This is a genomic window from Kitasatospora sp. NPDC004272 (genome assembly GCF_053603035.1).
Genome location: NZ_JBSGET010000192.1, coordinates 1 through 12,359, shown reverse-complemented (window position 1 = coordinate 12,359; position 12,359 = coordinate 1). Strand labels below are relative to the sequence as shown.

The window sequence follows — 12,359 nt, the reverse complement described above, 5'->3', positions numbered from 1 at the left end:
CGCACATGGCGGCGATCTTCGCGGACACCCGACCGCGAAGATCACAGCCACTGGATCACGCCACGCAGTTGATCAATTACCCCACACTTTCTCAGACGGCGCGCAGCAGGTGGTCCGTCGGGGCGTAGTCGATCTTCCAGTCGACGTAGACGCCCAACGCGCCGTCCCGCAGGCAGCGCAGGCCCACCGTCACCCAGCGCACCGACCCGTCGGGGGTCAGCGAGAACGCCACCGCCGCCTCGAACTCGTCGCCGCCGCAAGGGCATTCGGCCGCCCCGGGCTCGGCGTCAACCCATACCTCCGCGCTGTCCGCGAGGAACGCCAGCTGTCCGCAGCGGACGCACCCCCGCCCGGCGCAGCCCGCGCTGTCGTCCACCCAGACGGTGAACGCCCGCCCGCCGCACCCCTCGCACACGCATCCGGCGAGCAGCACCGGCCGGTACTCGGCGGCCTCGCGCAGGAACTCCGCGAGCTCCCGGGGGACGGCCGCGCCCTCCCACTGTTCCGTGTCCACCCGCCCATCCTGGCAGCACCTCCGGACAGCCGGCCCCGCCCGACCCCGCGCGGCGCCCCGCCCCTCGCCTGACCCACCGCCCCCGGCTGCGACCATGGTCTCCGTCGGGGTCCGCCACCGGCGGAGCCCGAGCACCGAGCAGAGGGGGAGCACGTGGAGCTGCGGCAGTTGCGCTGTTTCGTCGCCGTCGCGGAGGAGCTGCACTTCGGGCGGGCCGCCGAGCGGCTGCTGCTCGGGCAGCCTGCCGTGAGCCAGCAAGTGCGGCGGCTGGAGCGGGAATTGCGGGTGGAGCTGTTCGACCGGTCGCCCCGGTACGTGCGTCTGACGCCGGCCGGTGAGCGTTTCCTGCCCGCGGCCCGGAACGTGCTGGCGGCCGAGGACGCGGCCCGCGCCCTCGCCGCCGACCTGGCCGCGCCGACCGTGCTCCGGCTGGGTACGGTCGGCGGCCTCGGGGAGCGGCTGGACGACATCCTGGACGCCTACCGCCGCCGGGCGCCGACGGTGCGCGTCGAACTGCACTCCGCGCCCGTCCGGGAACGGCTGGCCCGCCTCGCGGACGGCCGGCTCGATGCCGCCTTCGTCCGTGGCGCGGTGGCCGGCGACGACGAGTTGCGCTACCTGCCGGTCTGGCAGGACGAGTTGGTGATCGCCCTGCCCGCCGGGCACCCGCTGGCCGAGCGGCCGGAGGTCGACCTGGCCGAACTCGCCGAGCTGCCCCTGCTGTTGACCGAGCGGCGCAACCACCCGACCCTGGTCGACCTGGTGACGGACGCCTGCGAACGGGCCGGTTTCCGACCGCTGTTCGGCCCGCCGCACAGCACCCTGCCGAACACCCTGGCCGCGATCGGCGCCGGCACCCCGGCCTGGACGGTGGTGTACGCGGCCAACGCCCGGATGACGCACGCCCGCCGGATCGCCTTCCGCCCCTGCCGCACCCCGCTCGCCCTGCCGGTGTCGCTGGCCGTCCGGCGCTCCGCTCCGCCGCCCCGGCTGCTGCTCGAAGCCTGTCGCCGGGCTTCCCCGGCGGCCCCGAGCTGCGACGATCAGGATCCGTGATCGCTGCGAGAGCGAATCGGGTCTGGGTGCGGACGGCGCTTTCCGGTGAACTGGTGTCAGCCGGAAGGACCGGCCAGCAGGACGGAACACAGGAGCCGAAGATGCCGATCGTCACCATTCAGCAGGGCCCCCGCGAGGTCGAGCAGAAACGCGAGCTGGTCGAGCGGGTCACCGAAGCCTTCGTCACCGCCCTGGGCTGCCCGGCCGAGAGCGTCATGGTCTGGATCCAGGAGTACCCGGGCGAGAACTGGGGCAAGGCCGGCAAGTTGATCGCCGACCTGTAGTCCGCCCGGCCGCACCGGGCGGCTCGCACCCCCGCGAACCGCCCGGGCCCCGGCCCCGCCCCGGCCACCTCACTCCCCCGGCGGCCGCACCCAGGGCACCCGCCGCCGGGTGGCGATCAGCCCGCTCGCCGTCCCGGTCCCACCACGAGCCCTCCAGGAGCTCCGGCACCAGCAGCAGCACGGCCTCCACCACGGTCCGCCGCCCACCTACGCGGGGCCGAAGCGGGAGCGGGGCAGGGGCAAGGGCAGGGGCAGGGCGGGAGCGGGGTGCAAGAAGACCCGGTGGGACCCCAGCAGGGCGATTCGTCACCGACGGTAATCCCTTGACCGGTCTTCCGTGTCCGTGCGATCTTGCCCTGCGGCCGGGGAGGAACCCCGGCCTCACAAGAGGGGGGCCTCGGATGGACGAGAACGGTTCCGCGCGGAACGCCGGCGACGTGCTGCGGCGGCGGGCGCTGCTGACGGGTGCGGCGGCGGGTGTCGCGGGCATCGCGGTGACGGCGGGCGCGCCGTCCGCCTCGGCGGCGACGACCGGGGCGAGCGGGGTCTCGGACTGGTTCAACGTCAAGGACTACGGTGCGACCGGCGACGGTTCGACCGACGACACGGCGAAGGTGCAGGCCGCGATCGACGCGGCGGCCGTCCAGGGCGGCACGGTCTACTTCCCGGCCGGCCGGTACCTGGTGAAGCCGTCGGGCGGCACGCCCGCGCTGACCGTGGGCGGCAACGGGGTGCGGCTGACCGGCGCGGGTAGCAAGGCGTCGATGCTGGTCAAGGGCGACAACGGCATGCTGCTGCGGGTCTCCGGCGCGGGCCCGGACGCCACCGGCGCGACCCACCGCCGGTACTGCTCGGTGGAGGACCTCGGTTTCAACGGCAACGGCAGGACCGGCCTGGTCATCGAGCTGTACTACAACGACAACACCGTCGTCCGGGACGTCTACATCACCAGCAACCAGGACATCTGCGTGGACGGCGTGGAGCTGTGGGACTCGCGGTTCTCCAACCTGGTGGTGGAGTCCAGCACCGGCCCGCTGAACAGCTCCACCACGCCCAACATGTGGCTGCGCAACGCCTCCGCCGCCTCCGGTTGGGGTTCCAGCACCGACAACACCAACCAGGTGCACGTGACCGGCTGCCGGTTCGAGGCGTTCGGCACCGGCGCGCTGTGGATCACCGCGGGCACCGGCTCGACCAACAACCCGAACGGCATCTACGTCACGGACTGCAAGTTCGAGACCTCACAGATGCAGGGCGGCCCGCACTTCAAGGCCGACTCCTCCAGCAAGCACGTCCACGCCAGCAACATCTACTGCTACGCGGGCAACTTCGCGCCCGGCCTCACCACCGACCAGCAGAAGGTCCAGAACATCATCGTCTGATCGCCGATCGCCTCCACCCTGGAGAACGTGCTGATCGCCAACGGCTCGACGGCGACGGTCAATTCGGGCGTCGCCGTGTACGCGGGCCCCAGCACCGCCGCGGTGCTGCGCAACGTGGTCGGCCTGTACGGGACGGCCCCGGCCGGCGCGCACCTGTACTACGAGCTGACCTCCAGCGGCGACTTCCGGATCGAGAACAGCTACGGCAACAAGGGCGCCCAGAGCAGCGGCGCCGTCCCGCTCACCCACGCGCCGAACCCGCCGCTGCGCCAGGTCGCCGGCCCGGTCTCGGACGCATCCTTCCAGCGCGCCCCCGCCAACGGCACCTTGGCGGTGGACACCGCCAACCAGCGGCTGTACGTGCGGGTCAACGGCGCCTGGAAGTCCTCGCCGCTCAGCTGATCCGCTCCCGCCCGCGCCCACGCTCCCGCCCCGGGCCGCCGCCCCCGCCCCGGGCCGTCGGCCCGTCAGAGGTCGTCGGCCCGTCAGAGGTCGTCGGCCCACGGCGGGTTGGCCCCGGGGACGGCGACCGTCCGGGCGGCGACCCGGGCGGCGAAGGCGCAGGCGCGCTCCAGGTCCTCGGGGGTGAGCGAGTCCAGCCGCCCGCCGAGGTGCCCCTGCACGGCGAGGGAGTGCAGCAGTCCGGCGGTGAAGGAGTCGCCCGCGCCGACGCTGTCGGCCACCCGGGTCACGGGCGCGGCCACCCGGACCCGGCGGCCGTCCAGCGAGGCGAGCGCGCCGCGTTCGGCGAGCGTCACCACGACCAGCCGGGCGCCCGCCGCGTGCCAGCGGTCGCAGGCGTCCTCGGGGGCGGCGCCGGGCAGCAGGGCGTGCAGGTCGTCCTCGCTCAGGCGCAGCAGGTCGGCCAGTTCGCACCAGCGGTCGAGCCGCCGCCGGTACTGCTCGGGGGCGGCCAGCAGCGGGCGGACGTTGGGGTCGATCGACACGGTGGCGTGCGGGCGGGCCCCGGCGAGCAGTTCCTCGATCCGCGGGCCGCCGGGTTCGCGGACCAGGGCGAGCGAGCCGGTGTGCAGGCAGACCGAGCCGTCCCCGCGGGCGGCGGCCAGTTCCGCCCCGGTCCACTGCCAGTCGGCGGTGCCCTCCGCGTGGAACGAGTACGTGGCGCGGCCCTCGTCGTCCAGCGCGGCCAGGGCCAGGGTGCTGGGTTCGGCGGCCGCGACGGTGCCCGTCAGGTCGACGCCGGAGCCGGTCAGGTGCTCGCGGAAGAGCCGGCCGAACGGGTCGGCCGAGATCCGGCCGACGAACCGGGTGGGCGTCCCCAGCCGGGCCAGGGCGACCGCGGTGTTGGCCGGGCCGCCGCCGGGCAGCACCCGCAGTCCGAGTTCGCCCGGCCGGGACCCGTCCCGTTCGACGAAGGCGTCGGCGACGCACTCCCCGACCACGGTGATCTGCCGACCCGCCATCGAAACCAGCCTCCCAACAGGGCGAAAACGCACATCCGGCGGTCCGGACTCCATCACCGGTGGCCCCCCGCAGTCAACGCGCGGACCGTCAGCGGGGTCACTCCACCGTCCCCCGGACGCCCGATGTACGTTTCAGCGCGCCACCGCGAACGACCCCCATCAAGTGGGAGCGCTCCCAAAACTCTTGACGACCCCCCGGAAGGTCTGGCTTCATATGGCAGGCCCGCGAGGGCCACGAGTGGGAGCGCTCCCGATCATCCCCCCACCACGACCGGGCCGCTCCCCCTCCGACCCCCGCCGGCCACCGCAGGACCCGACCCCCAGCACCACGAGCACCCCGCACCACGAGCACCTCCCAGTACGAGCACCCAGCACCCAGCACCCCGAAGAACGTCTCGGACCACCCCACCCCCACCGGACGCCCCCACCCGCGTCCAGAGAGGAACGAGACCCATGCGCCTCCGACTGCACCGGCGCCTGACGCGCCGGCTGGCGGGCTGTGCCGCGGCCCTGGCCGCCGCGCTCGTCACCACGCTGACCGCCCCGGCGGTCCCGGCGGCCCAGGCCGCCACCACCGGCACCACCGCGACCGCCGCCGCCTCCAGCGCGGGGGCCGGCTACTGGCACACCAGCGGCCGGCAGATCCTCGACGAGGCCGGGAACCCGGTGCGGATCGCGGGCATCAACTGGTTCGGCTTCGAGACCTCCAACTACGTGCCCCACGGCCTGTGGAGCCGCGACTACAAGTCGATGATCGACCAGATGAAGTCGCTGGGCTACAACACCATCCGGCTGCCCTACAGCGACGACATCTTCAAGGGCACCACGCCGAGCAGCCTGAACACCTCCGGCGGGATGAACGCCGACCTGGTCGGCCTGAGCTCGCTCGGCGTGATGGACAAGCTGGTCAACTACGCGGGCAGCATCGGCATGAAGGTCATCCTGGACCGCCACCGCCCGGACTCCGCCGGGCAGTCGGCGCTCTGGTACACCGCTTCGGTGCCGGAGTCGACCTGGCTGGCGAACCTCAAGTCGATCGCCGCCCGGTACGCGGGCAACTCCGCCGTGATCGGCATCGACCTGCACAACGAGCCGCACGACCCGGCCTGTTGGGGCTGCGGTGACCTCTCCACCGACTGGCGGCTGGCCGCCCAGCGCGGCGGCGAGGCGGTGCTGGGCGCCAACCCGAAGCTGCTGATCTTCGTCGAGGGCGTGCAGAGCTTCAACGGCAGCTCGTACTGGTGGGGCGGCAACCTGCAGGGCGCGGGCCAGTACCCGGTCCAACTGAGCGTCGCCAACCGGGTGGTGTACTCGGCGCACGACTACGCGACCAGCGTGGCGCAGCAGACCTGGTTCTCCGACCCGAGCTTCCCGGCGAACATGCCGGGCGTCTGGGACAAGAACTGGGGCTACCTGTTCAACCAGAACATCGCGCCGGTGTGGGTCGGCGAGTTCGGCACCACGCTGCAGTCGACCACCGACCAGGCCTGGCTGAAGGCGCTGGTGCAGTACCTGCGGCCGACCGCGACGGCGGGTGCGGACTCCTTCCAGTGGACGTTCTGGTCCTGGAACCCCAACTCCGGTGACACCGGCGGCATCCTGAACGACGACTGGACCACCGTCAACACGGTCAAGGACAACTACCTGGCCTCGGTCAAGGCCCCGGGCTTCGGCTCCTCCACCGGCGGCAACCCGGGCACCGGCGACGTCCAGGCGCCGTCCGTCCCGGGCGGGTTGGCGGTCGCCGGCACCACGGCGAGCAGCGTCTCGCTGTCCTGGACGGCGTCCACCGACAACACCGCCGTCACCGGCTACGACGTGTACCGCGACGGGACGAAGGTCGCCTCGGCCACCTCGACCTCGTACACCGACAGCGGCTTGAGCGCGGCGACCGCGTACAGCTACACCGTCCGGGCCAAGGACGCGGCGGGCAACGTGTCGGCCTCCTCGGCGGCGGTGACGGCGACCACCGCGACCGGCGGCAGCGGGACGAACGCCGGATGCTCGGCGGCGATCAGCCTGAACGACTGGGGCAGCGGACTGACCGCGACGGTGACCGTCACCAACACCGGCACCGCGCCGGTCAAGGGCTGGCAGGTGGCCTGGACGTGGCCCACCAGCGTGCAGATCAGCAGCAGTTGGAGCGCGACCGTGACCCGCAGCGGGCAGACCGTCACCGCGACGAACCTGGCCTACAACGGGGCGCTGGCCCCGGCGGCGTCCACCTCGTTCGGCGTCCAGGCGACCCGGACCGACGCCTCGGCCGCGGCCACCGCGACGGCGGTGTGCACCGCGACCTCCTGACCGCTCCCCGATCAGCCGCTCAAACCCCGTTCACCGTCGGCCGGTTCCTCCGGCCGGCGGTGAACGTGCTTGTGCGCGACGTCGGTTCAGCGGTTCAGTGCTTCAGCGGTTCAGTACTTCAGCGTTTCAGTGGTTCAGGCGGTGCGGACGGCCTCCAGGAAGCCCGCGCCCTCGAAGCCGGCCGCCGGGAGTTCGCGTCCCAGCGAGGCGGCGAAGGCGTCCATCGCGGTGAAGCCGGTCCGCCAGCCGTGCGCGTCCAGCCAGTCGGCGGTGCCGGGGCCCAGGCCGCCGCGCCACAGCGCGGTCATCTCGGTGAGCCCCGCCTCGGCGGGCACCCGGGAGACGTCGCGCGCCTGCTCGGTCAGCAGGCTGCTGCCGGGGGCGGAGAGCCCGCCGACGGCGGTGAGCAGCCCGGCCGCCTGTTCGGCGTCGAGGTAGACCAGCAGCCCTTCGGCCAGCCAGACGGTGGGCCGCCCGGGGTCGAACCCGGCCGCCAGGAGCCGGTCCGTCCAGTCGGGGTCGGCCAGGTCGGCGGGCAGGGCGACCCGCTCGCAGGCCGGCTCGGCCCCCTGCTCGTCCAGGACGGACTGCTTGAAGTCGAGGACGGCCGGGAGGTCGACCTCGAACAGCCGGGTGCCGGGCGGCCAGGCCAGCCGGTAGGCCCGGGTGTCGAGCCCGGCGGCGAGCAGCACGACCTGGCGGGCGCCGGCGGCGGGCAGCCGGTCGTCGTAGAAGCGGGTGCGCATGATGCCCCTGGTCACCAGCAGCCGGGCCAGCGGCCGGTCGGGCCCGGCCGTGGGCAGCGGGGTGCCGGAGGCGGCGATGAAGGCGAGGGCGTACGGGTCGGTGAACAGCGGTTCCGGCCGGCTGCTCTCGTAGGCGCGCACCCGGGCCACCGCGAGCGCGGTCCGGGAGACGGGGCTCAGCCGCGCGGCGCGGTCGGAACCGACCTCGGGGCCGGAGGGCGCGGAGACCGCGGAGGTGGGGTCGCCGGGGCCGGGGCCGGCGGGCTCGTTCGTCGTCATGCCCGCAAAACTACATCGTCACAGATGCATCTGCGAAGATGTATCCGTGAAGATGTATCTCCCGAGATGCATCTGTGACGATGCGGTTGTCCGTCCTCGCGGTAGCCTGTCCGCCATGGACGGCGTACGGCTTCTGCGACTGGGCAAGCGGCTCACCGAGCTCGGCCGGGCGATGGTCACCGACCACGCCTCGGCGGCCCTCACCCCGGGCGAGATCGCGGTGATCTCCGACGTCTACCAGCACCCCGGCAGCTCGGTGCAGGACATCCGGGTCCGCACCGGCTTCGCCCAGAGCCACGTCTCCACCTCGGTCGCCCGGCTGCGCGAACGCGGCCTGCTGGACGCCGCACCCGACCCCGCCGACGGGCGCCGCACGCTGCTCTCCGTCTCCGCGCTCGCCCGCGGCTACATCAGGGCCCGGGTCGCCCGCCCCGCCGAACCGCTGCTCGCCCAGGCGGTGGCCGACCCCGCGCAGGCCCGGCGGGCCGCCGAACTGCTCGACGAGCTCGCCACCCTGCTGCTCCCCGGCCCACCCCCCGCGGCCTCCCCGGGGTCGTCCCCCGCGGCCGCCCCCGGGCCCGCACCCGTCGAACCGCCCGACGCCTGACGCGTTCCGCCCGGGACCCCCGGCGCACCCGCGCCCCCGCACGCCTCCGCACGTCCGACGGGCGCACTCGGAGGGGCGCCCTCCGGCGCCGTCGGTGAGCATGGAACGGAAGGGACGGAACGCCCAGGGGGCCGGACCCAGCCGACGGAGGCCGTGAATGATCGAGATCGCCGACATCCGGGAGTGGCGCAACCACGACGTGGTCGACCAGGACGACAAGAAGATCGGCAGCCTGGAGAACGTCTACGTGGACACCGCCACCGACGCACCGTCCTTCGCCACCGTCACGGTCGGCATGCTCGGCCGGCACCGCCTGGTGTTCGTGCCGATCGCGGACGCGGTGGCCGGCCCCGGCTACCTGCGGGTGCCGTTCAACCGCAACGACGTGAAGAACGCGCCGTCCATCGGCACCGACGACGTGCTGGCCGCCGAGCAGGAGCCCGAGGTCTTCGCGCACTACCACCTGAACTACGCCACCGGCACGGGCGGCGAACGCCGCCTGGCCCGCCGCTGAGCCCCGGCCGGACCGGCCCCGTCCACCTCGGGCGGGGCCACCGTCCGCTCAGGCCGACAGCAGCCCGGCCAACCCGCCGTCCCAGTCGATCCGCTCGAACTCGGTTCCCAGCGGCACCAGTTCGAGGGTGGCGGCGAGGAACGCGGCCAGCGCGGCGCAGTCCACGCTGAGCGCCACCGGGCCGCCCGCGCCGCCGAGCACCAGGCGCAGCGAGCCGTCGTCGAGCGGCGCGAAGTGGATGTCGCCGTCGCCGACCGGCCCGTGCAGCGCGGCGAGCAGCATCTCCCGGGACAGCACCCAGCCGGCCCCGGCCGCGCGCGGGCCGAAGTCGAGGCGCACCGCGTAGGGGTCGTCGGGCCGGTAGCGCCAGTCGGTGTCGAGGTGGACGGTGGTGCCGTCGGGGGCGAGCAGGTGCAGGGTGATCCGCTCGGTGACGGGGCCCATGGCGGTGCTCCCTTCCGTTTCTCGCGGGTGGGCGAACTGCGTTCTTCCGTTCTTCCGTTTCACGCGGCGGGCGGGCGGCGGGCGGTGGGCACGTGGCGGACTGCGGCGCCGCGGCGCGGTCAGGCCGCCAGGTGCTGCCGATGGTCCTCGACCTGGGCCTTGAAGGCGGCGAGTTCGTCGATGATCCGGCGGTCGGTGAAGCCGAGGCCCTCGACCAGGTGGTCCCAGAGCCCGTGGGGTTCGGTGTCGAGCTGGAGCATCAGCCGGGTGCTGTCCTCGGTGACCCGGTGGAAGGTGACGACTCCGGAGTGCCCGGGCAGCTCGGGGCCGCCGCTCCAGGCGATCCGGTCGAGCGGCAGCACCTCGGTCGCGGTGGCGCCGCGCCCGGCTCCGCCGCGCATGCAGGCGGGGAGCGGCTCGTAGTCGGTCCACTCGCGGTAGACGGCGCTGATCGGCGCGTCGATCTCGACGGATTCCTCTATCCGACCCATGGGTTTCCCTCCTCCGCGGGGGCGGCCGCCGGTGCGGTCCGCGTCGGAGGGCCGTGTGCCCCGGCCGCCGGGGCGCATGCACGATCCAAGGGGGACAAACGCCTCCGCATTTGCTTCACATAAACTTCACAGTCGAGCCTGGCATGATCGAAGGAACCCCGGGTACCCGGGAACGGACCGGCCGGAGACGAGGAAAGGACTGGCATGCCCGTGCCCACTGATGAACTTCTCCTGACTGCCCCCATAGAGGCGTCCTCCGCCCCTGTGGAGTACCCCGCCACCGCCGCGTACGAGGCCACCACCGTGGACCTCGACCCGGACGTGCTCGCCGACCCGGTGAACGCCACCCCCGCCGACGCCCGCGCGATGACCCGGGTGCTGCTGCGACGGCTGGCCGGCCTGGAGGAGGGCACTCGCGAGTTCAGCTACGTTCGCAACACCCTGATCGAGCTGAACCTGACCCTGGTCCGGTTCGCGATCCGCCGCTTCGGCCACAGCAAGGAGCCGTACGAGGACCTGCTGCAGGTCGGCTCGGTCGGCCTGATCAAGGCGATCGACCGGTTCGACCCGGAGCTCGGCGTCGAGTTCACCACGTACGCGGTGCCGACCATCATCGGCGAGATACGGCGCCACTTCCGGGACACCACCTGGTCCGTGCACGTACCGCGCCGCCTGCAGGAGCTGCGCCTGGACCTGGCGAAGGCGCAGGACGCGCTGGCCCAGACCCTGGACCGCGAGCCGACCGTCGCCGACCTCGCCGAGCACCTCTCGCTGACCGAGGAGGAGGTGATCGAGGGTCTGGCCGCCGCGAACGCGCACACCGCCGGGTCGCTCGACCTGACCTCCCCGGGCGAGGGCGACGGGCAGCAGCCCGCCGAGCGGCTGGGCCAGGTGGACGGGCGGTTCGCGCTGGTCGAGAACCTGGTCGCGCTGAAGCCGCTGATCGCCCGACTGCCGGAGCGGGAGCGGCAGATCCTCGCGATGCGGTTCTGCGAGGACCTCACCCAGTCGCAGATCGGCGCCCGTCTCGGGCTGTCCCAGATGCACGTGTCCCGGCTGCTGTCCCGCACGCTGGCCAAGCTCCGCACCGGGCTCGACGCGACCGACTGACCACACCGGCCGACGCGAGTCGGTCGACTCCCTCGGTGGTGGCGGCCCCCGCCGCCACCACCGACCGCACCGGGCACCCCCGTCTCGACCGCCGCGCCCATCAGTGCGTAAGGTCGAGGCAGACCGGTCGAGGGAACAGGACGAGGATGCCAGCCGAGAACATGCCCGTGGCCCCCCTGGCGGTGGACGTCCGACGTACACCGTCCCGCGCGGCGGTGTGCGCACTGTCGGGCGACCTGGACATCGAGACCCTGGCTCCGGCCAGGGAAGCGCTCGATCTACTGGTCGCCGAACGCCCCCGGGCGCTGATCGTCGACCTGGGACGGGTCGACTTCTGCGACTCGTCCGGGCTGAACCTGCTGCTCCAGACCCGGATGGCAGCCGACGACGGAGGGGTCTCCTTCCATCTGGCGGCGCTGTCCGGGCCGGTCCAGCACCTGCTCGAACTGACCGGTGCGAAGGCCGTGTTCGCCATCCACGAGACGGTGGAAGCGGCCATCGCCACGGACGGCTGACCTGCCCTCCGGCACCGTCCGCCACCCGCCGTACCCGTACTGTCGGCCGCACCGGGCATAATCCTGGCGCAGCCGGGAAACCGATCCGTGAGAGCGACCCGTGAGCCTGTGAGAGCGCCGTCGAAAGCGAAGGGAACCCACGTGACACCGAGCCGGGGAACCCTGGACGGCGACCGTCCGGACGCCGGGGCGGTCCTGCCGCCCGGCGGGCAGCGTCGGCGCCTACGACTGGTGGGCGTGCCGCGCCCGGTGGCCCGGGCCCGGGCGTTCACCACGGAGGCCCTCGGCGACTGGTCCTGGTCCACCCCGCCCGACCCGGACCTCGCCGAGGACGTCGTGCTGCTGGTCGCCGAGCTCGTCGGCAACGCGATGCTGCACGCCGGCGGCCCGCTCGAACTCGTCCTCCACGCGACGCCCGAGCGGCTGCGGATCGAGGTCTCCGACGGCTCCGAGACCCTGCCGGCGCTGCGCACCCCGCACCTGCCCGGCCTGCCCGGCGGCCACGGCCTGTACATCGTGCAGCGCACCGCCGACCGCTGGGGCGCGGACCGGCACGCCCAGGGCAAGTCCATCTGGGCCGAGATCGACGCCACCCGCCTGCTGGCCTGACCGTACTCAGCCGGTCCGGCCACCCGCACCCACCGCAGAACGACGCACGACGGAGGCCGGTCCCCGCCCGGGGACCGGCC

The 12,359-nt window shown here is 73.4% G+C and carries 15 protein-coding genes; 10 read left to right on the top strand and 5 right to left on the bottom strand.

Translation table 11 applies throughout. From position 1 onward, the window contains the following. Positions 1-91: 91 nt before the first annotated feature. Positions 92-514, bottom strand: a complete 423-nt coding sequence (locus ACWEO5_RS35575) for a hypothetical protein (RefSeq protein WP_452166249.1) — start codon at positions 512-514, stop codon at positions 92-94. A 153-nt stretch (positions 515-667) separates the two neighbouring features. Between ACWEO5_RS35575 and ACWEO5_RS35570 the strand changes: the two genes are divergently transcribed. From ACWEO5_RS35570 to ACWEO5_RS35555, 4 genes are all read left to right on the top strand, one after another. Further along, positions 668-1,570: a LysR family transcriptional regulator gene (locus tag ACWEO5_RS35570; protein WP_344552163.1), complete on the top strand. Its 903-nt coding sequence runs from the start codon at positions 668-670 to the stop codon at positions 1,568-1,570. Beyond that, positions 1,567-1,854 carry a 4-oxalocrotonate tautomerase DmpI gene (gene dmpI, locus ACWEO5_RS35565; protein WP_380275738.1) on the top strand — a complete coding sequence of 96 codons (288 nt, stop codon included), beginning with the start codon at positions 1,567-1,569 and terminating at the stop codon, positions 1,852-1,854. The genes ACWEO5_RS35570 and dmpI overlap by 4 nt, the downstream gene beginning before the upstream one ends. A 401-nt stretch (positions 1,855-2,255) precedes the next feature. Then, on the top strand, positions 2,256-3,236 hold the full coding sequence (locus tag ACWEO5_RS35560; RefSeq protein ID WP_452166248.1) for a glycosyl hydrolase family 28-related protein: 981 nt from the start codon (positions 2,256-2,258) through the stop codon (positions 3,234-3,236). A 27-nt stretch (positions 3,237-3,263) separates the two neighbouring features. After that, entirely contained in the window at positions 3,264-3,638 is a 375-nt protein-coding gene (locus tag ACWEO5_RS35555) for a hypothetical protein (RefSeq protein WP_452166247.1), read from the top strand. Between the two features lie 83 nt (positions 3,639-3,721). On the opposite strand, the gene ACWEO5_RS35550 is transcribed toward ACWEO5_RS35555, so the two are convergent. Further along, the gene (locus ACWEO5_RS35550; RefSeq protein ID WP_452166246.1) at positions 3,722-4,660 is read right to left on the bottom strand and encodes a carbohydrate kinase family protein; all 939 of its coding nucleotides are present in this window, start codon (positions 4,658-4,660) and stop codon (positions 3,722-3,724) included. A gap of 453 nt (positions 4,661-5,113) precedes the next feature. Between ACWEO5_RS35550 and ACWEO5_RS35545 the strand changes: the two genes are divergently transcribed. Continuing rightward, a complete protein-coding gene (locus tag ACWEO5_RS35545) occupies positions 5,114-6,964 on the top strand; it encodes a cellulase family glycosylhydrolase (RefSeq protein ID WP_452166245.1) in 1,851 nt (616 codons plus the stop codon). 134 nt (positions 6,965-7,098) lie between these two features. Here the strand turns inward: ACWEO5_RS35545 and ACWEO5_RS35540 are convergent, their stop codons facing one another. Further along, positions 7,099-7,989, bottom strand: coding sequence for an SAM-dependent methyltransferase (locus ACWEO5_RS35540; protein WP_452166244.1), 891 nt, complete (start codon positions 7,987-7,989; stop codon positions 7,099-7,101). 115 nt (positions 7,990-8,104) lie between these two features. Between ACWEO5_RS35540 and ACWEO5_RS35535 the strand changes: the two genes are divergently transcribed. Both ACWEO5_RS35535 and ACWEO5_RS35530 read left to right on the top strand, forming a co-directional pair. Then, on the top strand, positions 8,105-8,596 hold the full coding sequence (locus tag ACWEO5_RS35535; protein WP_452166243.1) for a MarR family transcriptional regulator: 492 nt from the start codon (positions 8,105-8,107) through the stop codon (positions 8,594-8,596). A gap of 157 nt (positions 8,597-8,753) precedes the next feature. Next, positions 8,754-9,110 carry a PRC-barrel domain-containing protein gene (locus ACWEO5_RS35530; protein WP_452166242.1) on the top strand — a complete coding sequence of 119 codons (357 nt, stop codon included), beginning with the start codon at positions 8,754-8,756 and terminating at the stop codon, positions 9,108-9,110. 48 nt (positions 9,111-9,158) lie between these two features. Here the strand turns inward: ACWEO5_RS35530 and ACWEO5_RS35525 are convergent, their stop codons facing one another. Both ACWEO5_RS35525 and ACWEO5_RS35520 read right to left on the bottom strand, forming a co-directional pair. After that, entirely contained in the window at positions 9,159-9,554 is a 396-nt protein-coding gene (locus ACWEO5_RS35525; protein ID WP_344552171.1) for an SsgA family sporulation/cell division regulator, read from the bottom strand. A gap of 119 nt (positions 9,555-9,673) precedes the next feature. Beyond that, positions 9,674-10,045, bottom strand: coding sequence for an SRPBCC family protein (locus ACWEO5_RS35520; RefSeq protein ID WP_344552172.1), 372 nt, complete (start codon positions 10,043-10,045; stop codon positions 9,674-9,676). Positions 10,046-10,249: 204 nt separating this feature from the next. Here ACWEO5_RS35520 and ACWEO5_RS35515 point away from each other — a divergent pair, with 204 nt between their 5' ends. The 3 genes from ACWEO5_RS35515 (at position 10,250) to ACWEO5_RS35505 (ending at position 12,279) form a co-directional block, all read left to right on the top strand. Then, positions 10,250-11,155 carry an RNA polymerase sigma factor SigF gene (locus tag ACWEO5_RS35515; RefSeq protein ID WP_452166241.1) on the top strand — a complete coding sequence of 302 codons (906 nt, stop codon included), beginning with the start codon at positions 10,250-10,252 and terminating at the stop codon, positions 11,153-11,155. A 161-nt stretch (positions 11,156-11,316) separates the two neighbouring features. Further along, positions 11,317-11,670: an STAS domain-containing protein gene (locus tag ACWEO5_RS35510; RefSeq protein ID WP_452166240.1), complete on the top strand. Its 354-nt coding sequence runs from the start codon at positions 11,317-11,319 to the stop codon at positions 11,668-11,670. A gap of 141 nt (positions 11,671-11,811) precedes the next feature. Next, complete coding sequence (locus ACWEO5_RS35505) at positions 11,812-12,279, top strand: ATP-binding protein (RefSeq protein WP_344552175.1); 468 nt, start codon at positions 11,812-11,814, stop codon at positions 12,277-12,279. Positions 12,280-12,359: the final 80 nt, after the last annotated feature.

Coding starts and splice junctions, on each gene's coding strand:
- ACWEO5_RS35560 (WP_452166248.1), top strand. CDS start 2,256: ATGGACGAGAACGGTTCCGCGCGGAACGCCGGCGACGTGCTGCGGCGG.
- ACWEO5_RS35550 (WP_452166246.1), bottom strand. CDS start 4,660: ATGGCGGGTCGGCAGATCACCGTGGTCGGGGAGTGCGTCGCCGACGCC.
- ACWEO5_RS35545 (WP_452166245.1), top strand. CDS start 5,114: ATGCGCCTCCGACTGCACCGGCGCCTGACGCGCCGGCTGGCGGGCTGT.
- ACWEO5_RS35540 (WP_452166244.1), bottom strand. CDS start 7,989: ATGACGACGAACGAGCCCGCCGGCCCCGGCCCCGGCGACCCCACCTCC.
- ACWEO5_RS35535 (WP_452166243.1), top strand. CDS start 8,105: ATGGACGGCGTACGGCTTCTGCGACTGGGCAAGCGGCTCACCGAGCTC.
- ACWEO5_RS35530 (WP_452166242.1), top strand. CDS start 8,754: ATGATCGAGATCGCCGACATCCGGGAGTGGCGCAACCACGACGTGGTC.
- ACWEO5_RS35525 (WP_344552171.1), bottom strand. CDS start 9,554: ATGGGCCCCGTCACCGAGCGGATCACCCTGCACCTGCTCGCCCCCGAC.
- ACWEO5_RS35520 (WP_344552172.1), bottom strand. CDS start 10,045: ATGGGTCGGATAGAGGAATCCGTCGAGATCGACGCGCCGATCAGCGCC.
- ACWEO5_RS35515 (WP_452166241.1), top strand. CDS start 10,250: ATGCCCGTGCCCACTGATGAACTTCTCCTGACTGCCCCCATAGAGGCG.
- ACWEO5_RS35510 (WP_452166240.1), top strand. CDS start 11,317: ATGCCCGTGGCCCCCCTGGCGGTGGACGTCCGACGTACACCGTCCCGC.